Source organism: Pannonibacter indicus (assembly GCF_001418225.1).
In the GTDB taxonomy this organism is placed as follows: Bacteria; Pseudomonadota; Alphaproteobacteria; order Rhizobiales; family Stappiaceae; genus Pannonibacter; species Pannonibacter indicus.
In genome coordinates this window covers 74,304-91,789 of record NZ_LIPT01000011.1, presented here as the reverse complement: position 1 = coordinate 91,789, position 17,486 = coordinate 74,304, and the positions used below count along the sequence as shown (strand labels likewise).

Annotated in this window: 23 protein-coding genes; 8 read left to right on the top strand and 15 right to left on the bottom strand. The window is 64.0% G+C overall.

What is annotated here, in order from left to right; genetic code table 11:
* Positions 1 to 112: 112 nt before the first annotated feature.
* The gene (locus ASC48_RS14885) at positions 113 to 337 is read left to right on the top strand and encodes a hypothetical protein (protein ID WP_055456513.1); all 225 of its coding nucleotides are present in this window, start codon (positions 113 to 115) and stop codon (positions 335 to 337) included.
* Positions 338 to 436: 99 nt separating this feature from the next.
* Positions 437 to 982 (top strand): DUF3489 domain-containing protein, encoded by a 546-nt coding sequence (locus tag ASC48_RS14880; protein WP_055456550.1) that lies wholly within the window; start codon positions 437 to 439, stop codon positions 980 to 982.
* A 52-nt stretch (positions 983 to 1,034) separates the two neighbouring features.
* Here the strand turns inward: ASC48_RS14880 and ASC48_RS14875 are convergent, their stop codons facing one another.
* A complete protein-coding gene (locus tag ASC48_RS14875) occupies positions 1,035 to 1,259 on the bottom strand; it encodes a DUF7220 family protein (protein WP_055456512.1) in 225 nt (74 codons plus the stop codon).
* A 49-nt stretch (positions 1,260 to 1,308) separates the two neighbouring features.
* On the opposite strand from ASC48_RS14875, the gene ASC48_RS19585 reads away from it, so the two are divergent.
* Positions 1,309 to 1,938: a hypothetical protein gene (locus tag ASC48_RS19585; RefSeq protein WP_141658976.1), complete on the top strand. Its 630-nt coding sequence runs from the start codon at positions 1,309 to 1,311 to the stop codon at positions 1,936 to 1,938.
* Here the strand turns inward: ASC48_RS19585 and ASC48_RS14870 are convergent.
* The 14 genes from ASC48_RS14870 to ASC48_RS14805 form a co-directional block, all read right to left on the bottom strand.
* Positions 1,883 to 3,214 (bottom strand): site-specific DNA-methyltransferase, encoded by a 1,332-nt coding sequence (locus ASC48_RS14870; RefSeq protein WP_055456511.1) that lies wholly within the window; start codon positions 3,212 to 3,214, stop codon positions 1,883 to 1,885. The genes ASC48_RS19585 and ASC48_RS14870 overlap by 56 nt on opposite strands.
* A 472-nt stretch (positions 3,215 to 3,686) precedes the next feature.
* Positions 3,687 to 4,205, bottom strand: coding sequence for a GNAT family N-acetyltransferase (locus tag ASC48_RS14865; protein ID WP_055456510.1), 519 nt, complete (start codon positions 4,203 to 4,205; stop codon positions 3,687 to 3,689).
* Positions 4,202 to 4,477, bottom strand: coding sequence for a type II toxin-antitoxin system TacA family antitoxin (locus ASC48_RS14860; RefSeq protein ID WP_055456509.1), 276 nt, complete (start codon positions 4,475 to 4,477; stop codon positions 4,202 to 4,204). The genes ASC48_RS14865 and ASC48_RS14860 overlap by 4 nt, the downstream gene beginning before the upstream one ends.
* A gap of 54 nt (positions 4,478 to 4,531) precedes the next feature.
* Positions 4,532 to 4,987: a DUF6362 family protein gene (locus ASC48_RS14855; RefSeq protein WP_055456508.1), complete on the bottom strand. Its 456-nt coding sequence runs from the start codon at positions 4,985 to 4,987 to the stop codon at positions 4,532 to 4,534.
* Entirely contained in the window at positions 4,984 to 5,460 is a 477-nt protein-coding gene (locus ASC48_RS14850; protein WP_055456549.1) for a crossover junction endodeoxyribonuclease RuvC, read from the bottom strand. Before ASC48_RS14850 ends, ASC48_RS14855 begins: the two co-directional genes overlap by 4 nt.
* Positions 5,461 to 5,986: 526 nt before the next feature.
* Positions 5,987 to 8,329: an AAA family ATPase gene (locus tag ASC48_RS14845; RefSeq protein WP_208975742.1), complete on the bottom strand. Its 2,343-nt coding sequence runs from the start codon at positions 8,327 to 8,329 to the stop codon at positions 5,987 to 5,989.
* On the bottom strand, positions 8,326 to 9,093 hold the full coding sequence (locus ASC48_RS14840) for a PD-(D/E)XK nuclease family protein (protein ID WP_055456506.1): 768 nt from the start codon (positions 9,091 to 9,093) through the stop codon (positions 8,326 to 8,328). Before ASC48_RS14840 ends, ASC48_RS14845 begins: the two co-directional genes overlap by 4 nt.
* Positions 9,093 to 9,311 carry a DUF6511 domain-containing protein gene (locus ASC48_RS14835; RefSeq protein WP_208975741.1) on the bottom strand — a complete coding sequence of 73 codons (219 nt, stop codon included), beginning with the start codon at positions 9,309 to 9,311 and terminating at the stop codon, positions 9,093 to 9,095. The genes ASC48_RS14840 and ASC48_RS14835 overlap by 1 nt, the downstream gene beginning before the upstream one ends.
* Positions 9,308 to 10,990, bottom strand: a complete 1,683-nt coding sequence (locus ASC48_RS14830) for a DEAD/DEAH box helicase (protein WP_055456505.1) — start codon at positions 10,988 to 10,990, stop codon at positions 9,308 to 9,310. Before ASC48_RS14830 ends, ASC48_RS14835 begins: the two co-directional genes overlap by 4 nt.
* Before the next feature lie 15 nt (positions 10,991 to 11,005).
* The gene (locus ASC48_RS14825; RefSeq protein WP_055456504.1) at positions 11,006 to 11,602 is read right to left on the bottom strand and encodes a hypothetical protein; all 597 of its coding nucleotides are present in this window, start codon (positions 11,600 to 11,602) and stop codon (positions 11,006 to 11,008) included.
* Positions 11,603 to 11,605: 3 nt separating this feature from the next.
* Positions 11,606 to 12,460: an ATP-binding protein gene (locus tag ASC48_RS14820; RefSeq protein WP_244270071.1), complete on the bottom strand. Its 855-nt coding sequence runs from the start codon at positions 12,458 to 12,460 to the stop codon at positions 11,606 to 11,608.
* Between the two features lie 20 nt (positions 12,461 to 12,480).
* Entirely contained in the window at positions 12,481 to 12,966 is a 486-nt protein-coding gene (locus ASC48_RS14815) for a hypothetical protein (protein ID WP_055456502.1), read from the bottom strand.
* Between the two features lie 10 nt (positions 12,967 to 12,976).
* Positions 12,977 to 13,186 carry a helix-turn-helix transcriptional regulator gene (locus ASC48_RS14810; protein ID WP_055456501.1) on the bottom strand — a complete coding sequence of 70 codons (210 nt, stop codon included), beginning with the start codon at positions 13,184 to 13,186 and terminating at the stop codon, positions 12,977 to 12,979.
* A 215-nt stretch (positions 13,187 to 13,401) separates the two neighbouring features.
* Positions 13,402 to 14,091, bottom strand: a complete 690-nt coding sequence (locus ASC48_RS14805; protein WP_055456500.1) for a hypothetical protein — start codon at positions 14,089 to 14,091, stop codon at positions 13,402 to 13,404.
* 105 nt (positions 14,092 to 14,196) lie between these two features.
* Here ASC48_RS14805 and ASC48_RS14800 point away from each other — a divergent pair, with 105 nt between their 5' ends.
* The 5 genes from ASC48_RS14800 to ASC48_RS14780 all read left to right on the top strand — a co-directional run bounded on the left by ASC48_RS14800 (position 14,197) and on the right by ASC48_RS14780 (position 17,460).
* The gene (locus tag ASC48_RS14800; protein WP_055456499.1) at positions 14,197 to 14,865 is read left to right on the top strand and encodes an XRE family transcriptional regulator; all 669 of its coding nucleotides are present in this window, start codon (positions 14,197 to 14,199) and stop codon (positions 14,863 to 14,865) included.
* A gap of 159 nt (positions 14,866 to 15,024) precedes the next feature.
* Positions 15,025 to 15,249, top strand: coding sequence for a hypothetical protein (locus ASC48_RS14795; protein ID WP_141658975.1), 225 nt, complete (start codon positions 15,025 to 15,027; stop codon positions 15,247 to 15,249).
* Entirely contained in the window at positions 15,249 to 15,758 is a 510-nt protein-coding gene (locus ASC48_RS14790) for a DUF2924 domain-containing protein (protein WP_072242647.1), read from the top strand. Before ASC48_RS14795 ends, ASC48_RS14790 begins: the two co-directional genes overlap by 1 nt.
* Positions 15,758 to 17,080, top strand: a complete 1,323-nt coding sequence (locus ASC48_RS14785) for a recombinase family protein (RefSeq protein WP_055456546.1) — start codon at positions 15,758 to 15,760, stop codon at positions 17,078 to 17,080. Before ASC48_RS14790 ends, ASC48_RS14785 begins: the two co-directional genes overlap by 1 nt.
* A complete protein-coding gene (locus ASC48_RS14780) occupies positions 17,077 to 17,460 on the top strand; it encodes a hypothetical protein (protein ID WP_055456497.1) in 384 nt (127 codons plus the stop codon). Before ASC48_RS14785 ends, ASC48_RS14780 begins: the two co-directional genes overlap by 4 nt.
* The last annotated feature ends 26 nt before the right edge of the window (positions 17,461 to 17,486 follow it).

The window sequence follows — 17,486 nt, the reverse complement described above, 5'->3', positions numbered from 1 at the left end:
CGTTCTCCGATTATTGTTCAGATTCAGGCTCTTATCGAGTTGATAAGCGGTTCGGACAGAGCGAACGTGGCTTTCAAGAGCAAGCTGCAACTCGCCACGAGGAGCCACAGAGATGACCCGCCGCGCCACCGACAACTCGAAGGCACTCGACGCCTTCATCGCCGCCAAGCTGGAGATCGACACCATGCTGGAACGCCTCAAGGCGCTCAGTGACGACCACTTCGAAGCCAATCCCGACGAGATCAACTGGGGCCATGTCGGCACCCTGAGCCACTACCGTGACAAGCTGCGCGAGATCACCGACATGGCGTTCCGCGAGGGCGAGCACGCCGGGTGAAATCCTGCACCTGCCTGAACTCCGGCCGCGCCGTGCCGCGCGGCTTGAGGTCGTAGAGGGGCCGCGACCGTCGCGGTCCCGACCATGGAGACGACCCCGATGACCCAGCTTTCCGATACTCAAGCCGTGATCCTCAGCGCCGCCGCGCAGCGCGACGACCGCAACGTCCTGCCGCTCCCCGGTTCCCTGCGCGGAGGCGCCGCCACCAAGGTGGTGGAGACGATGATCGCCAAAGGCTTCATCGAAGAAGTCGATGCCGACGTCCGCAAGGGCGAGCTTGTCTGGCGCGAGACCGGGGACGGTCACGGCACCACGCTGGTGGCGACCGACGCAGGCATCGCCGCCATCGGCATCGAGCCCGAGGGCACCAGCACCGCGCTTGCCAGCGCGACAGACACCCCCGCCGAGCAGACGGACGCGCCCAAGGCGCGGATACCGCGAGAAGGCACTAAACAGGCCACGCTGATCGCCATGCTCCGCGCGCCGGGAGGGGCGACCATCGCAGAGATTGTCGCGGCCACCGGCTGGCAGCCGCACACGGTGCGCGGCGCGATGGCGGGCGCTCTCAAGAAAAAGCTTGGTCTCGAAGTGGCCTCCGAGAAGGTCGAGGGCCGAGGGCGGGTGTACAGCCTCCCGCCGGCTTGAAGGCGATACATCTTCCAAACTCGATGCCGCCGCCCGATCCGGGCGGCGGTTTTCATCTGGCATCGCGCAACCGGATTTCCTCGAACAGCCGACGCAGCGCGTAGGAACGTCCAATGCTGACCACCGTGAAAATGCCACCCATCATGAGATTCTGCGCCAGTGTGGTGTGCAGCCCGAAAATCGGGAAGATCAGGATCTGCGTCAAGACGGCGATGCCGTAGCCCACCGCCACATTGGCAAGGGACTCGACGAGAGACATGGTTCGCGACTGTTTCATGGTGTTTACTGGCTGAGTACTGCACCCGTCGCGAGACATGGGAGAGCCTATGCACGTTGCTGTAATTGACATCGGAAAACCGGGTAAGAACCTTGGCTGGGCGATCGTGGGCTCTAACCCCGCTTCAGGAACAGACCTTGATGAAGCCATTGACGAGATTTCAGAACGTATTTCGCAAGGGCCAGTAGCTGTCGGTTTCGAAGCCCCGTTGTACGTGCCGATGCGCAGCGCTGCAGCTGACCTGACAAAGGCGCGCTCGGGTGAGTGCATCGGCGGTGTGAATAGACCCTATTCGGCAAGTGCGGGAAGCACGGTGTTGGTGATCGCCACTGTCGTGGTGCCGTACGTCCTCCGCGCTCTACGCTCGGCATCGCCGACGTGTGTTGCCACCATCGACTATCGCAAATTCTTCTCCGCACCCTCTGGCATTCTCTTTTTTGAAGCTTTCGTGACAAACCAAAAGAAATCGCATGATGCCCGGCATGTTGAAGATGCCGAAATTGCCGCAACGCATCTGTTGAGGATGTCCGAAGGGAGAACCCCTTTGGAAAGCGCTATTTGCGAGCCCGAGTGTCTCAATTTACTTGGTGCCATGATGCTTCGTACGGGATGGACAAGTGATCTCAGTGTTCTTGATGCTGAGTGTCTTGTTGTTCGCCCTCCAGTCGATCCGTCCTGACCTGCGCAAAGGTCCGCCCGTCGTCGTTGAGGATGGCGTGCTTCCCGGTCTCGGCCTGCCAACGCTCCACGGCAACATCAACGTAAGCCGGGCTGATCTCCATCGCGAAGACACGGCGCCCGTTGGCTTCGCCCGCCATGATCTGCGAGCCGGAACCGGAGAACGGCTCGTAGCAGAGCCCGCCGCGAGCCACATGCTGGCGCATCGGTATCCCGAAGGCGTCGAGCGGCTTCGGCGTCGGGTGGTCGGGGCGCTCGTCCTTGGCGAAGGACGGCATCTCCCAGGTCGAGGGCAGCGTCTCCTCGGCGACCTTCGGCGGCCGGTTCGGGCGCCTCCAGCCCATGAAGCAGGGCTCATGCTTCCAGAGGTAATGGGACCGGGTGAGCACGCCGCGGTCCTTCACCCAGATGATCTGCTGATGGACGAAGGCGCCGGCCTTCTCCCAGCACGCTTCCAGCATCGCCTGGCGGCGGGAGGCATGCCAGCAGTACCACGCGGCGTCCTCGGTGATCGCTTCGGCGACGGCCACGGAGATGAAGCCGTCGTAGAGCTCCGCGCCTTGGCTGCTGTCGTCCCAGGTCACGCCGTAGGACTGGCTCCAGTCCTTGTTCCGCGTCGGGTGGTTGGAGCCGTCGTAGTCGACCAGATAGGGCGGGTCGGTGGCGAACAGGACCGCACGCTCGCCGTTCATTAGGCGGCGGACATCCTGATGGTTCGTGCTGTCGCCGCAGAGCAGCCGGTGATCCCCAAGGATCCATAGATCGCCCTTGCGCGAGGCCGGATTGCGCGGCGGCTCGGGGATGGTCACGGGCGGAACCGAGCCGCCAGCCCCGCTGTCTTCATTGTCTGCGTCCGGGTCGAGCGCGAGGAGCTTGTCTAGCTCGCCGTCGGAGAATCCGACCAACGACAGGTCGAAGTCCTCGGCCAGCAGTCCCTGCAGCTCGGCTGAGAGCAACGCCTCGTCCCAGCTTCCGAGCTCCGTCAGCTTGTTGTCTGCGATGCGGTAGGCCCGGCGCTGCGCCTCGGTCAGATGCCCGAGCACGATCACCGGCGCCTCGGTCAGCCCGAGCTGCGTGGCAGCCAGAACGCGCCCATGGCCTGCGATCAGCTCCCCGTCCTCGGCCACGAGGCAGGGCACGGTCCAGCCGAACTCGGCCATGCTGGCGGCAATCTTGGCGACCTGGTCCGCGCCGTGCACCTTTGCGTTCTTTGCGTAAGGCTGGAGGCGCGAAAGCGGCCAGGTCTCGATCCGCTCGGGGGCGAAGCTCAGCGTCATGTGTCGGATGGGTCCGTGGATCGAAGTGGACACCTGTGGTCCTGGACTCCGGAGACCGCGCTGGACTCCGCACGGAGTCCAGCGGGCGCGACGGGCGTCCGGCCATCAGGCGCGTGTTCGTTGGTGATTTCTCGGGATTGGCGTGGATCCGGTCACCGGGTGGCTTCCCAAAAATCCGGCCCTGTCGCTGGCGATCCATCGCGCTTCGCCCGCCAGCATACGATTTCCGCCAGGAAGGACCCGCGAACTCGTATGCACAGACGATGTTGACGTGAACGGGCATCGGTCCATAACGAAAGGATCAACGCGGATCCTTTACTTGGATCGGTGCCAACGAAAGGAATCCGTGCGCTCGTGATCGCGACGCGCGCGCCTCTCCCGAGGATAGCCAGAATCTACCCAAGAACCGGGGTTTTTGTCTCTTCGAAAAGTGTCCGGCGGACACTTTCCGCTTCGCTTCGCGAGCTTGCGATCATTCGCCGAGGAGCGCTCGCAGATCTTTCATCAGCAGGAAGAGATGATAGGGGTCGGTCGGACTCGGCTCGAAGTCGAACTGCTCGTACCAGGCGCGCGCTTCATCGTCCTTGGCATGAACGAGAAGCGCTCGGATACCTGCAATTTCGGCAGCTTGAGCCGTGCGCAGCAGTGCATCCTTGAGCAATGCTTTGCCCAGCCCCTTTCCCTGCTCGGCTCGGTCGATGGCAAGCCGCGCGAGGAGCATTACCGGGATCGGATGACGGGCAAGCCCTTTGCCGACACGACCGGGAGCGTCGGCATGTTCAACGGCGCCGACCGCGAGGCTGTAATAGCCCACGACACGCTGCTCCCCGCGGCACACGACATAGGTCTGAGCGCTGCCCGCTTTCTGGTTGACCAGAGCGTGGCGTTGCAGGAATCGATCCAGAGGTTCCTTGCCGCAATCAAACGCGTCGACCTCGTGGGAGGCATCGAGCTTTTGGACGGCAGAGAACGATTGGTTCTCCGCCGTCACTCAAGCACGCTCTTCTCGGCGAGCAGTCTGGCGAGGCGCGGCTTGCTCTGGACGGGGCGGTCGAGAGCATCCTGGAAGGCTTGCCACTGGGCGTCATCCAGCCGGAACATGCGCCGATCGACGAGCGCTTCCTCGGCGGCATGAATGCCCGCCTCGAGCAGGAACTCCGTCACGTTCTTGTGCGAAAACGTGGCTGCACGTTGCAGCAGCGCCTTCATGGTCGGCGTGGTGCGCACCTCGATACGTTCGGACTTGGCTTCGGCTACGGGCATGGCTGATCTCCTGTCCCAATTTCTGTATCATACGGACAACGTACGGACAATAAGTTAATTGGGGTGACTGGTCGGGTCCTCGCAAGCCCCTTTGACCATTTCAATCACGTAGCGGCGCGACCGGAGCCGGGGGACTTTGCGCTGGTTAAGCCGCCATGCGATCACGCAGAGCGCATAGAGCCAGTGCTCGTGCGCCGCCGAGCGCTGCAATCCGACGGTCCAGCAGATGGTTTTCCAGCGCTCGCCGTAGGCGCGCAGCCAGACGATCTTGCCGTCGATCGGATCGAGCCCCACCGTCCAGCTGAGCGTCTCCTCCATCCGACTGATCGCGGCGGGTGACGGGATGACGCGCATCGGCTTTGGCTCCTGTCCGACCTTGTCGGCGAAGCTATGGATGACCTCCGGCCAGACGCTGAAATATCCCTGACGACGGGGTTCGGGCAGGCGCTTGAGCACGAAGGCCGCTTCCGCGAGACGTTCCTCGACGAGGCTCGGTGTCCAGCCACTCATCGCACACCGCCTGCGGTTTCCATCACCCACAGCAACAGCGCGATGGCATCGGCCTCGTTGTCGTCGGCGGGGCTGAAGCCACGCGCACGAACGGCGGCGATCATTGCCGCCTTGTCGGCATTGCCCCTGGCGGTCGCATGGCGCTTGATCGTGCCGACTGGCACACCCTGATAGGGCACGCCACGCAGCTCCGCCCATGCGGTGAGCGTCGCCATCAAGCCGCCGTAGACGTGGGCGGCGTCTGTACCGGCGTGACGACGGACCTCCTCGAACCAGATCGCGGCGATCGGTCCCGACAGCCGATCGATCTCGGTCAGCCAGTTGGTGAAACGCAGGTAGCGCATGCCGCCACCGTCGAAGCGCCCGGGGCGGAACGAAACGGTGCCGCTGGTGATCAGGCCGTCATGGCCGCGCAGCGCCCAGCCTGTGGTGGTGCCGAGGTCGAGGGCGAGGATCGGGCGATGGTGGGCCATCGCGACGGGGAGTGCGGGGATTGCGCTGTGATCCGCAATGCGCAGAGTCGGGTCAGCCATGGGTGGTCTCCTTCTCGGGTTGGCTGCTCTGGTGGAAGACGACGGCGGTCTGGTGCCTGGCAGTACGGGACCGCCGTCGTTGGATCGGGGAACTGGGTGGGCGCTGATCTCGCGCGCGAAACCCCTGGGGTGGGAGTGGGAGAACCCGCTTGGCGCGGTTCTCCCCCACCCCGTAGGGGTGGGTTTCGCCCCCCTATACTTGTTGAGTGGCTCAAGGCATTGATATGACGGATGTATTTCCAGTTTCGGATGCGCCAGACAGTGTAACCGGCCGAATCTGGTTGCAGCGAAACGGATCTGGCTCGCGCGTAATCCTGAAGGGGTAGTTTCGGCAGCGAACTCAATCTGGTCGCAACGGGGCTGGTCGTAGGTCCGCGCAGGAATGACTGGGCGGTTTCGGAATTGCGTCCCATCTGGTTCAAACTGGCCAGAACGCAATTCTGCGGGGCGCGGTCTGTCGGAACGTTCATGTCCGCTCGCCCTCCGGATAGACCCAGACGAGTGGGTTCTCGACCTCGAGAAGGGCTCCGGTCTGCGGTGATTTGTAGTGGGTCGGCAACACGGAGATGCTGGTCGTCGCTACCTCGCCGGTGATGGGGTCAACCGCCTCACCGTCGACGGGGATGGTCATGCCCTCGACGCACAGGAAACCGTAGCGGGACCGCGATGGCCCAAGGCCGTAAGGTGCTCCGTCGCGCACGAACTTGATGAAACCCTTGGTGGCCTGAACGCTGATCCGCTCGCGGATCACGTCCTTACCTCCGAGCCCAGCAATATTCTCGAACGCTTCGGCAAACTGGTTGATGGTATAGAGCCGTCCGTCAGCCGCTTCCTCGAGCAGGATGTCGATAATGACGTCCTTCTTGCGCACGCGCTCGGCGTCGTATCTGGCGCCAACCTCGGCGCGGACCAGCCGTTCGTTCATCGGGTTGAGCTCGACCCAGCGACCATTCACCTTGTCGACCAGCTTGGCTGGCAGCGCCGGGCCATTGCGCAGTTCGATCTCCAACCGGCGCTGGGACGAGTCCTCGTCCGGCCGATGCAGGATGAGGCCGGTAGTGTAGAAGCCGCGTAACGCGCTGGCGCCGGAGAGCGCAAGGAATGGATCGTCCTTGAGCTGCTGCTTCGACAGCTTCCTGGTGTGGTGGACGAGGATGACGCCGCAGTCGGGATCGATGTGGTCGCGCAGGGTCTCGACCCGGTCCTTCAGGAAGAACATCATGGCGGCGTTGTCGTTCTCGCCGCCACCATCCGGGCCGCCGTCGAACAGGTTGCGGATCGGGTCGATGCAGATGATGTCGACAGGCTCGGCCGGAAAGGAGCGCCGGATCGCCGCGGCGACGCGGACACTGCCCTCGGCATCGAGCAGCATCTGCAGCTTCGGGGTGGCAACGAGATTGTCGCGGGCGGCGGCAAGCAGATCGGGCGGCAGGCCGATCTGCTGCATGCGCTCACGCAGGTAGTGATACTGGATCTCCGCCTGCAGGTAGAAGATCCGCAGCGGCCGCGGCGGCGTGAAGCCAAGAAAGGGCACGCCCGCGGCCATGTGCACGAGCCAGGTGATCAACAGATCGCTCTTGCCGACCTTTGGTGCGCCGCCGAGCACCAGAAGGCCACCCGGCGTCAGCACGCGCGGCGCGATGATGTCGGCCGGCATTGGGGTGGTGTCGTCAAGCAGCGCGCCGAGCGTGAAGGTGGGAAGCTCGTTCGGCGCGGGTGCCGCGCTGTCGAGGCGGACCAGCGGGGGACCGTGCTTTTCGACATGGATGGACCAGAGCCGCTCCGACTCGCGCTTCAGCCGCTCCACCGGCCAGGCAGGCCGCAACATGGCGGCGTTGTATTCACAGATTGCCTGCCAGCCTTCGCCCTTCGACAGCCGGCCGTCGTGCACCATGCGGATGTAGTGGCCGATGGCGGCCGAGGCGCCCTCGAAGCGCGACCAGTCATCCTGCGCGCCCTCGCGCACCGGGGTCACCAGCACATCGGCGACGGCCGGCTTGTCAGTTACGGAAAAGTCAGGCTGGAGCGAGATGCCGGGCGCCGGCGACATGTCGGCGACGGCCTCGATGAATTCCTCGAGATCGCGCTCGAGATCGGCATTGAGCTCGACGATGCGCACCTGCGTCTTGAGGCTGTTCTTGTAATAGACCGAGCCGGCCACCCGGATCGGCTGATGCGGCGATCGGAAATGTGTGTCGCCGCCGACCTTGGCGGCAATGTCACCACGCAAACGGCAGATGCGGGTGATATCGTGGCCTTCGGCCGGCTCGGTCAGCTTCCACCAGACATGGGCCTTGCGCTGTCCATCCGGTGTCACGCCGCCGCTTTCCACCACCATGGTGGGGGACCCGAGATGGCGCTCGAGATGGGCGCGCTTGGCGGCGATGTCACCGGTGTCGATATCGACGACCACGGTCTGCATCTGCAGGATGTCGGCGGCCTTGGCCTGGCCCTTGGCGGCAACGGTACCGGGGATCACATAGACGGCGGCGCCTTCGCGGCCGGCCCAGCTGGCGAAGGTCGCCATCTTCTCGGCCACGGTGTTGTCGGCGTCGATCCAGATGTTGTGCGGGCGGCCATCGAATCCCTGACCCTTGTCGATGAAGCTGCGCACCGGGATCAGGCCTTCGCAGTAGCCGAACACCACCTCCATGAACTGCGCGATCTGCTCGGGGTCTGGCTCGTCGCCGAACACGTCAATCTGGCAGGGCGCGTCGTTGAAGTCGCGCCATGGATTGAAATGGACAATCTCGCCGCTGACGGGCGGCTTCGGGGAGCCGGTCATGTCGTCGTCATGCTCGTCGCTCATACGGGTTGCTCCCAGCAGCGCTTGGCCCATGGGCAGAAGCGGCATTCGAAGAAGTCAGAACTGGTGGCGATGCGCGGCAGCAGCTCGCCGGCGTCCGTCGCCTGCAGGATGCGCACGCCGCGATCGGACATGCGCTGCGCGAGATCGGCATCGAACGGCACAAGCTCGTGGTGGAGTTCTGCGGTGTCCTTGTTGATGGCGGTAAACAGCGCCGGAGCGGCGGCAATGCCGGGCACCGAGGCTTCCATATAGGCCTGGTAGAGGGCGATCTGAGCGGCGTAGACGGGTTTGGACTTCGTCACGCCATCCTTGACACAGGCGCGCCAGTTCTTCGCGTTCATGGTCTTGCATTCCCACAGCGCGGGAACGGCGAGACCAAAACCCTCGGGGCCAGCGGCGATGATCCCGTCGACATGACCGCGGATGCGACCGCCCGCGACGGAAAAGCCGAACTGGCCGCCATTGGGTCGATTGCCCTTGCGGGTGTAGAGGTCGAAGCCGGCGGCACGCAGCCAGATGACGGCGAGATCCTCGAGCGCATGACCGATGGCGAAGATGCGCAGCGCCTTGCCGGAGAATCCGGTACCGTCATCCTTGGGTGTCGCAGTGAATTCAAACTGCAGGGCGCGCTCGCAGGCGTGCCCGAGGCGCGAGCCGCCGAGGTAGTCGCGCGGCGCTGTGGCGGCATGCTCTGCCTCGAGGGCGGCATCGATCAGGTTGGTGATCCGTTCGCCGGGTCTGGGTTTGTGATTGAAATCCAGCATCAGAACGGCACCTCGGGATCGGCGGTGCGATTGGCGGCGACGAGTTCGCGAAGCGCGTCCTGGAAGCCGGTGATGGTGACCTCGATCAGGGTGAGCACCTGCGGCTCGGACAGATCTGCGAGCCGGGTCTGCCAGCCGATCTCTTCCATGATCTCGGCGACGGGCTTCATGGCGCTGCGGATCGCGGCCCGTTCGGCTTCGGTCGGGTCGATCATCATGCCGCCCTCGCGAAATCCTGCCGGGCCGCACCAAAGACGAGGCTGCGGATGGCTGCGCGGTTGAACTGGAAGGAGAGCAGTGCCGAAGCCTGATAGCGGGTCAGCCCGAAATCATGCCGGTAGTCTGACGGCAGGTATGCAAGCTGCCGGTCGGTCGGCGGCTGCGACAGCCAGCGACGGGTCTTGTGTGCACTCTCGTCGGATTCGTGCTCGTTCAGCCAGTCATCGGCAGCGGCCAGACACACCATGCGCTCGCCGATCGACAAGAGGCGTGGCTCGACGCCCTTCGCAGCACCGACGGCATGCCAGCGTCCGTTGAGGAAGAAGGCGCCGGCCCAGGCGGAAAACCCGTTGGCCATAAGTGCTGCATCGTCACCGAACAGGTCACACCACTGGAAGCTGGAGCGCTTGAGGAGATCGATCTCCGACATGACGAAATCGCCGAGCGGAACATTGCCGCCGTCGTCGCCGATGCTGTCGAAGACAAAACCGCAAAGCGGGCATTCCTGACAGCCGAGCGGGATGTCCGCCTCGCATTGCGGGCAGCATTTGGTCGGCGCTTCGCCGGAGGCCTCGTGGCCGGCGAGATCGACCTCCTGCTCGAGAGAGCCATGCATGAGGCTGGCGGTGCCGAAATCGAGCACAACGCAGTCGGTCTTGACGACGCCCGGATGTTCGTTGGGATCGACGGTTCTCAAACCCCGACCGACCATCTGGATCATGGTCGACTTGTATGAGGACGGGCGCAACAGCACGACGCAGGAGGTCGGCGGGTGGTCCCAGCCTTCGGTCAGCACGGCGACATTGACGACGACCTGGACGTCGCCGGCAGCATAGGCGGCAAGCGCCGCCTGGCGCTCGCCATCAGCCATCTCGCCATGGACGAGAACGGCTGCGACACCGGCCTCGTTGAAGGCATCGGTGGCGCTGCGGGCATGGTCGACCGTCGAACAGAACACCACGGTCTGCCGCCCGGCGGCCTTCTCCTTCCAATGTCGGATGATGGCATCCATGACCGGCGCGCGGTTCATGATGCGCTCAACCTCGCTCATGTCGAAGTCGCTTGCGGTCTTGCGGACCTTGGCCAGGTCGTCCCTGACGCCGACATCGATGACGAAGGTGCGGGGTGGCACCAGGTGGCCGGAGCGGATCAGTTCGCCAATGCGGATCTGGTCGGCGACATTGGAGAACACCTCGCGCAGGCTCTTGCGGTCGCCGCGATTGGGCGTGGCGGTGACGCCGAAGATGCGGCAGGACGGATTGCGCTTCAGCGCCTCATCGATGATGCGGCGGTAGCTGTCGGCGGTGGCGTGGTGTGCCTCATCGATGACCAGCAGGTCGAGCGCCGGCATGCTGGCGAGGTTGGTGCTGCGCGACAGCGTCGGCACCATGGCGAAGGTGACCCGGCCGCCCCAGGACTTTTGGCCGGCATCGACGATCGAGGTGGTGATGTCGGGGTTGACCCGGGTGAACTTCTCCCGATTCTGCGTGGTCAGTTCATCGCGATGGGCGAGCACAGCCGCCTTCGCATCGGTATCGCCGATCATCCGGCCGGCAACGGCCGACAACATGATGGTCTTGCCAGCGCCGGTGGGTGCCACACCCAACGTGTTGGCGTGGGTGTCGAGCGCGCGGACGCTGCGCTCGACGAATTGCTTCTGGCGAGGACGAAGCATCATGGCCGGATCCTCGCTCTACTGTGCCCAGGAGGGGCGGCCAGACGGCGCTGCGCCGTGCTGTTTGGCGGCGGCATAGGCATTGCCCTGTGCGGCTCCGGGCTGCGGCATTGCCGCGACCATCCCCATGATCGCGGCATAGTCCTTGTGGCTGGCGGTAACGGCGGAGCGGATCTCGTTCTTGTCGTCGCCGTTGGTGTCGGTGCCGATGTCGATGCGGGCGACGAATTCCAGCCCGTCGAGATCGGCAAATCCGGAAATGCGACGTGCAGCCTGTGCCGCCTCGCTCTGGTCCTTGTCGGAAAGGCCGCGGGCCGAGTTCAGCATGCCGCGGATCAGGCCGCGCCCCATATTGGCCCAGTCCGGACCCTTGGGGCTGTACAGCCCGATCAGGGTGAAGATCTTGCGGCGGGTATAGGGACCTTCGAGCACGGTGAACTCGCCATTGAGATAGACGGCGCCGGTCGAACCGCGCGTGGCATAGCCGCCGGTCCAGCCCTGCGACGGATCGTCGAAGCCGCCGGGGCGGATGGTGAGCCGCACCTTGGCGAGCGTGCCCTTGGGGATGAGGTTGGTGTTGGTCTGGGCATCGTTGAAATCGTTCCATGCCGACATGGGTCAGGCTCCTTGTTCTTGAACTGCATTGGCGGGCGGTTGGGTGGAAGCTGCTGATGCGGGCGCGGCGACAGTCAGTCGTGAGCCGCTGCGGATCTTGTCCATGAGCCGGCCGAGGTCGGGCGGCTCGATCATGTCGAGGCGGCCCGAACGGTCCTTGGCCGGAAAGCCGTAAGGATTGAGCGTCTGGCAGACGAAGGCGCGGTAGGGAGCGCCGTCATCATCCCTCAGCTCTACCATGCTGATGACTTCGTCGACGATGCCGGGCAGCTCGAGCCCGGTCTTGGCGCCATCGATCTGCGGAACGAACTGCTTGCGATTGAAGTCGTCGAGCTTCTCGTCGAGGATGCCGACGAACCAGATGTTCTTCGAGCGCGTGTGCTGCAGATGGGTCAGCCAGGCGATCATCTCACGGCCATGCAGGCCATAGGCGCCGCGAATGTCGGGCTTGCCGGTCTTGTCGGAAAACGCCTCCGGCTGGCCCTTGGCCCATTGGAAGCAGAGCCGGCCGGCAACCGTGATCGAGTCGATGAACACCGTGTGGTAGCGGTCGAGCTGATCCGGAGCGCCGAGCCGGGTGACGACAGCGTCGTGATGCGCCTGGCTGTAGGGCTGGTCGTCGCGTAGTGCCGGGTTGGCGCCACCGATGAACACCGCGAAGTCGCGGCATTCGTCCCAGGTCCTGGGGCGGATCGTGTCACCGGCCCATCCCTCGATGGCGAGATCGCCGGCTTCCAGATCCATGAAAAGCGTGGTGGCGGGATCGAGCGTCCATAGCAGCGAGGTCTTGCCGATGCCGGACTTGCCGAAGATGCAGCCCTTGATGCTGCGGGGTGCCGCGAGACGCTGGTCGGCCAAGATGATGGGAAGCGCGCCGTTCATTGCCCGCCTCCGTTGAGCTCGAGTTTTACCTTGAGCGCCCCGGTCCTGACGGTGCGGGCGGGCGCGAAGGACTGTCGGATCGACTCGGGCCAGGCGGCGTATTTGCGCTCGGGCACCTTGAAGCTGACATCGACATATTCGGTGGGGTCGTCACCGGCGGCGCTGATGCGCTCGACCAGATCGGCAAGCTGTGCCTGATCCCAATCGACGCGCTTCGGCAGTTCGGCGATCACGGTGACCGCACCGTCCTCGAAGCGAACCGTTCCGGTGTCCTTGCTCGCTTCCATACGCGCCATGACGGCGCGGTCAGCGTATTTGAGCGCGATGGCGCCTTCGAGCCAGTCGCTGGTGGCCTTGGCGCTGCGCAGGGCTTCACTGGCCGCATCCTGCAGAAGGGCAAGTTGCTCGGGCGGCAGAGCAACGATTGCCGCGATCTGCATGGTGCGCAGATCACCGAGGGTGATGTGGTTGGGGATCGTCATCGCCGCACCCTCACGCCGAAGCCTGGTGGCGGTAGCTGGCAGTGCTCTGGCGGATCTGCTCGGCCTCGTAGGCTTCGACATCCTCGAGCCGGTAGACGACGCGGCCGCCGAGCTTGACGTATTGCGGGCCTTCACCCGTCCAGCGCCAGCGTTCGAGCGTACGGTGCGAAATGTTCCAGCGAGCGGCGAGCTCGATCTGGGAGAGGTGTCTGGTAGCCATCTCGTTCTCCTTGGGGTCTGACGAAAACCTGCGGAGAGGATGGCGTAGGATGAGATTGGTGTCGTCGGGATCGGAAGTGGATCGTCAGGGGATCGGAATCACCGTCTGCTACGCGCAATGGGGGATCGAGAGGGGGATGAGAAGGGGACGGGAGGGGATGTTGCCGGCATGCAGAAATGAAAACGCCCGACGAGCCCGGGCTTGCGGGAGGGGGGTCAGGAGAAACGGATATTGAGCCGATAGCGGCCGCGCTGATCGGACTGGATCAGCTTGCGCCATTCCGGCTGCCTCTTGAACAGGTCCGACAGGCGTGTGCAGGAGGAGCCGGCCTCGGCCAGCACCGCCTTGCCGGGCTGCCATGGAACGCCGCGCATGGCCGCCTCATGCAGGATGCGCACGACGCGCGCCTGGATCTGGCCGAGCACGAAGGTTCGCTCCCCGAGAACGATCTCGCTGAAATCGTGCCGTTGCTCGAAGACGATTCCGGATGTTCGCTGCGTGCCGCCCAGACCATGCCTGGCTTCGGCGCGGTCGCGCTCCTCGCGTCGGACGACCAACTCGTCCTTGCGGATCATGATCCCGTCCTCGGGTCGCAGCACGACGCAGTACCGATCCCTTGGCGCATCGAAGCGATCGATGCGCAGCGCGCCCTCGTGAAACAGCCGGTAGGCGTCATGGGTGCGCAGGTCCTGGAGCCCGTGAAAGGGAGCCTGGCTGTGGGGGATGCTGCACCACTGGCCCTCGTCGACCTCCTCGTAGCTGCCTTGCTCGAGGTGGACGCCATAGAGACGAACCGACACCTTCAGCAGGCCATTCTCGGCCAGATAGACCAGGTCCCGCTGCGGCACCTCCCAGCGCTCTTCCAGTTCCTCCAGCGCGAAATAGTCCTTCTCGATGGTCGCCATTCTGCGCGCCCCTGCCCAAAATATCGTTCTTGTTATGTTCTATTTGCTTGACGCGGATGAATCAATCCATTTTAATCCACAAAATCCACATTACGGACCGGATCCATGACCATCACGCTTGCCGAACGACTGAGAGCCCGAGCCGAGCAGCTGGGGCTGAACGCGCGCGAGGTGGCCGAACAGGCGCGCGTCAACCGGTCCTTCGTCTATGACATCATGCGCGGGCGTTCGGAGCGGCCGAACCTCGAGAAGCTCGACAAGGTCGCCGCGATCATCAAGGTCGATCGCAACTGGCTCCTGCATGGCAAGGGCATGATCGAGGGGGATGAGCCGGTCATGGAAGACGAGGCGGATGCCTTCGTGGCAATCCCGTCGGTCCAGGTCACGGCCTCGATGGGCGGCGGCAAGCTCGTCGCGGACGAAGTGGAGAACGGCGAACCCTACCATTTCCGGAGCTCGTGGATCACGCATCGCCTGCGCGCCAATCCGGCAAACCTGCGCATCATGCATGTCGAGGGCGACAGCATGATGCCGACCTTGCACGACGGGGACGTCGTGCTGGTCGACCTTGCACGCTGCATGCCGACCCCGCCAGGCATCTTCGTGCTGTTCGACGGCATGGGGCTCGTCGCCAAGCGCCTCGAGCACATCCCGAATTCGGAGCCGCCGCAGGTGCGGATCATTTCCGACAACACCTTCTACAGCCCCTATGAGCGCACCGCCGAAGAGATCAGGATCATCGGACGAATCCGCTGGTTCGGCCGGGAGATCTGAGTCGGCCGGGTTCTTGCCTGGCGTCAGCACTTTTCCACCGGTGCGCGCTTCGATCCAGCACTTATGATTACGCGGCAGCCAGACAAGCAATTGAAATAACTTGTGTTTCCAGATTTCGCGCCTACCGTTTGCTGATCATTGTTGATTGCGAACGGTCTCATGCACGACATTTTCTCCGCACCGAACCCCTTGTCGCCCGAGCGCATGACGACTGACGAGCGACTTGTCGAAGTCGGCCAGATCCTCGCCGCCGGGCTGAGGCGCATCCTGGCCGAACAGTCCAGTCATTTATCTGCCGCCAGCCGAGACAGTTCATTCGACATTCTCGCCCTCAAACGCCGTGTTGGTCGTCGCAAACCGAGCAACCGAGTTGGAGGGCAATGATGCCGGAAATGACGAAGCGGACCGGACCCGAAACGAAACAGCAGCGCGAGAGCACCGCTGCTCATGCATCGGTGTTGGCCAGGCTGGCGGCGCTGAAGCGCATGTCGGTCAAGGAACTGAAGGTCGAGTGGGAGGCGCTGTTCGCCAGCCCGGCACCAAACAACAGCCGTGGCTATCTCGAGTTGCGGCTGGCCTGGCGCATTCAGGAACTGACCCTCGGCGGCCTGTCCCGCGAGACGCGGCGGACGCTGGACTTGCTGGCCGATGAAATTGACGGCAAATCTGACCGCAAGGCGATCATTGCCGATCCACGCAATCCGGTCGCCGGCACGCGGCTGGTCCGCGAATGGGACGGCGTCGAACACACCGTCACCGTGATGAAGGACGGCTTCGGCTGGCAGGGGCGCAAGTTCAAATCGCTGTCGGCTGTGGCCAAGGCAATCACCGGAACACAATGGAACGGCTATCGCTTCTTCGGGCTGCGAGAGCGCAAGCAGGAGCGGGTATGATGGATATCGATACTCGTCCTATCCGCCGTCTGCGCTGCGCCATCTATACCCGCAAATCGAGCGAGGAAGGCCTCGACATGGAGTTCAACTCGCTCGACGCCCAACGCGAATCCTGCGAGGCCTATATCGCCAGTCAGCGCTCGGAAGGTTTTGTCGCCATCCGCGAGCGCTATGATGACGGCGGTCATTCCGGCGGCACGCTGGAGCGGCCGGCGCTGCAGCGACTGCTGGCCGATGTCGAAGCCGGGCTCATCGACGTCATCGTCGTCTACAAGATTGACCGGCTCTCTCGTTCGCTGATGGACTTTGCGAAGCTGGTCGAGGTGTTCGACCGCAATCAGGTGACGTTCGTTTCGGTCACCCAGTCCTTCAACACCACGACGTCGATGGGGCGGCTGACGCTCAACATCCTGCTCTCCTTCGCCCAGTTCGAGCGCGAGGTGATCGGCGAACGCATCCGCGACAAGATTGCTGCCTCGCGCAAACGCGGCATGTGGATGGGCGGCTTCGTGCCGCTCGGCTATCGTGTCGAAAACCGCAAGCTGCTGATCGAGGAATCGGAAGCCGCAACGGTCCGGATGATCTTCGATCGATTCGTTACCATAGGCTCGGCCACCGTGCTGGCGAAAACCCTTGCAGCCGAGAATGTACGCACCCGGCGCGGTAAGCCGATCGACAAGGGCTTTCTCTACAAGCTCCTGAACAACCGGGTCTATATCGGTGAAGCGGTGCACAAGGGCGCCAGCTATCCCGGCGAGCATGAGGCCATCATCGACCGCGCGCTATGGGACAAGGTACATGCCATCCTGCAGACAAGCCCACGCCAACGCGCCGCCAACACGCGCGCGCAGACACCGGCACTGCTGAAGGGGCTAATCTTCACCGACACCGGCACGGCGATGACGCCGACGGCAACGAAGAAGGGCAGCAAGCTTTATCGCTACTACACCTCGATGGACCTGATCCGGAACCGCACCACGGATGCCGCAGGGCCGCAGCGCCTTCCCGCCGGCATGGTTGAGGATGCCGTCATCGGCGAAATTCGCCGCATGATCGCGACGCCCGAGATAGCGGCGCGGACGATCAAGGCCCTTCGCGAAGATAGCCCGACGGTCGATGAGAAGGCGGTTGTCCAGGCGCTCGGCGAGTTCGACCAGCTCTGGGCGGCGCTCTACCCGGCGGAGCAGACCCGCATCGTCCAGCTTTTGGTCGAACGGGTGACCGTCGGCGAAGACGGCATCGCCGTCGATTTGCGCCATGAAGGGCTGGGCTCGGTCCTGCGGGACATGATGGCGCCCCGCCAGACGGAGGCCCACGCATGACCGACTCGACGAACACCATCCGCGTCGTCATCCCCCTGACGATCCGCAAACGTAATGGGCGACCGAAGATCCTGCCGCCCGACGAGGTAACTTTACGGGATGGGCGGGCGCAGGATCCGCATGTGCTGCGCGCCATCGCCCGCGCCTGGAACTGGCGGCGGCAGCTGGAATCCGGTGTCGCTTCCACCATTCAGGACATCGCCGCGGCCGAAAAGGTCTCCGACCGGTTCGTGAGCCGCATGATGCGGCTCGCCTATCTGTCGCCGGAGGTGCTCGAACACCTCGTCATCAGGCGCGTGCCGCTGGCGCTTTCGCTGAACGACCTTGTGGCCGTCGCCGACCGGCCGTGGGTGGAGCAGATGCGGCGCGTTTTCGATTGAGCCGACCGCGCTTGGAGGGATGGCGC

Coding starts and splice junctions, on each gene's coding strand:
- ASC48_RS14885 (WP_055456513.1), top strand. CDS start 113: ATGACCCGCCGCGCCACCGACAACTCGAAGGCACTCGACGCCTTCATC.
- ASC48_RS14880 (WP_055456550.1), top strand. CDS start 437: ATGACCCAGCTTTCCGATACTCAAGCCGTGATCCTCAGCGCCGCCGCG.
- ASC48_RS14875 (WP_055456512.1), bottom strand. CDS start 1,259: ATGAAACAGTCGCGAACCATGTCTCTCGTCGAGTCCCTTGCCAATGTG.
- ASC48_RS19585 (WP_141658976.1), top strand. CDS start 1,309: ATGCACGTTGCTGTAATTGACATCGGAAAACCGGGTAAGAACCTTGGC.
- ASC48_RS14870 (WP_055456511.1), bottom strand. CDS start 3,214: ATGACGCTGAGCTTCGCCCCCGAGCGGATCGAGACCTGGCCGCTTTCG.
- ASC48_RS14860 (WP_055456509.1), bottom strand. CDS start 4,477: ATGCCCGTAGCCGAAGCCAAGTCCGAACGTATCGAGGTGCGCACCACG.
- ASC48_RS14855 (WP_055456508.1), bottom strand. CDS start 4,987: ATGAGTGGCTGGACACCGAGCCTCGTCGAGGAACGTCTCGCGGAAGCG.
- ASC48_RS14850 (WP_055456549.1), bottom strand. CDS start 5,460: ATGGCCCACCATCGCCCGATCCTCGCCCTCGACCTCGGCACCACCACA.
- ASC48_RS14845 (WP_208975742.1), bottom strand. CDS start 8,329: ATGAGCGACGAGCATGACGACGACATGACCGGCTCCCCGAAGCCGCCC.
- ASC48_RS14840 (WP_055456506.1), bottom strand. CDS start 9,093: ATGCTGGATTTCAATCACAAACCCAGACCCGGCGAACGGATCACCAAC.
- ASC48_RS14835 (WP_208975741.1), bottom strand. CDS start 9,311: ATGATGATCGACCCGACCGAAGCCGAACGGGCCGCGATCCGCAGCGCC.
- ASC48_RS14830 (WP_055456505.1), bottom strand. CDS start 10,990: ATGATGCTTCGTCCTCGCCAGAAGCAATTCGTCGAGCGCAGCGTCCGC.
- ASC48_RS14825 (WP_055456504.1), bottom strand. CDS start 11,602: ATGTCGGCATGGAACGATTTCAACGATGCCCAGACCAACACCAACCTC.
- ASC48_RS14815 (WP_055456502.1), bottom strand. CDS start 12,966: ATGACGATCCCCAACCACATCACCCTCGGTGATCTGCGCACCATGCAG.
- ASC48_RS14810 (WP_055456501.1), bottom strand. CDS start 13,186: ATGGCTACCAGACACCTCTCCCAGATCGAGCTCGCCGCTCGCTGGAAC.
- ASC48_RS14805 (WP_055456500.1), bottom strand. CDS start 14,091: ATGGCGACCATCGAGAAGGACTATTTCGCGCTGGAGGAACTGGAAGAG.
- ASC48_RS14800 (WP_055456499.1), top strand. CDS start 14,197: ATGACCATCACGCTTGCCGAACGACTGAGAGCCCGAGCCGAGCAGCTG.
- ASC48_RS14795 (WP_141658975.1), top strand. CDS start 15,025: ATGCACGACATTTTCTCCGCACCGAACCCCTTGTCGCCCGAGCGCATG.
- ASC48_RS14790 (WP_072242647.1), top strand. CDS start 15,249: ATGCCGGAAATGACGAAGCGGACCGGACCCGAAACGAAACAGCAGCGC.
- ASC48_RS14785 (WP_055456546.1), top strand. CDS start 15,758: ATGGATATCGATACTCGTCCTATCCGCCGTCTGCGCTGCGCCATCTAT.
- ASC48_RS14780 (WP_055456497.1), top strand. CDS start 17,077: ATGACCGACTCGACGAACACCATCCGCGTCGTCATCCCCCTGACGATC.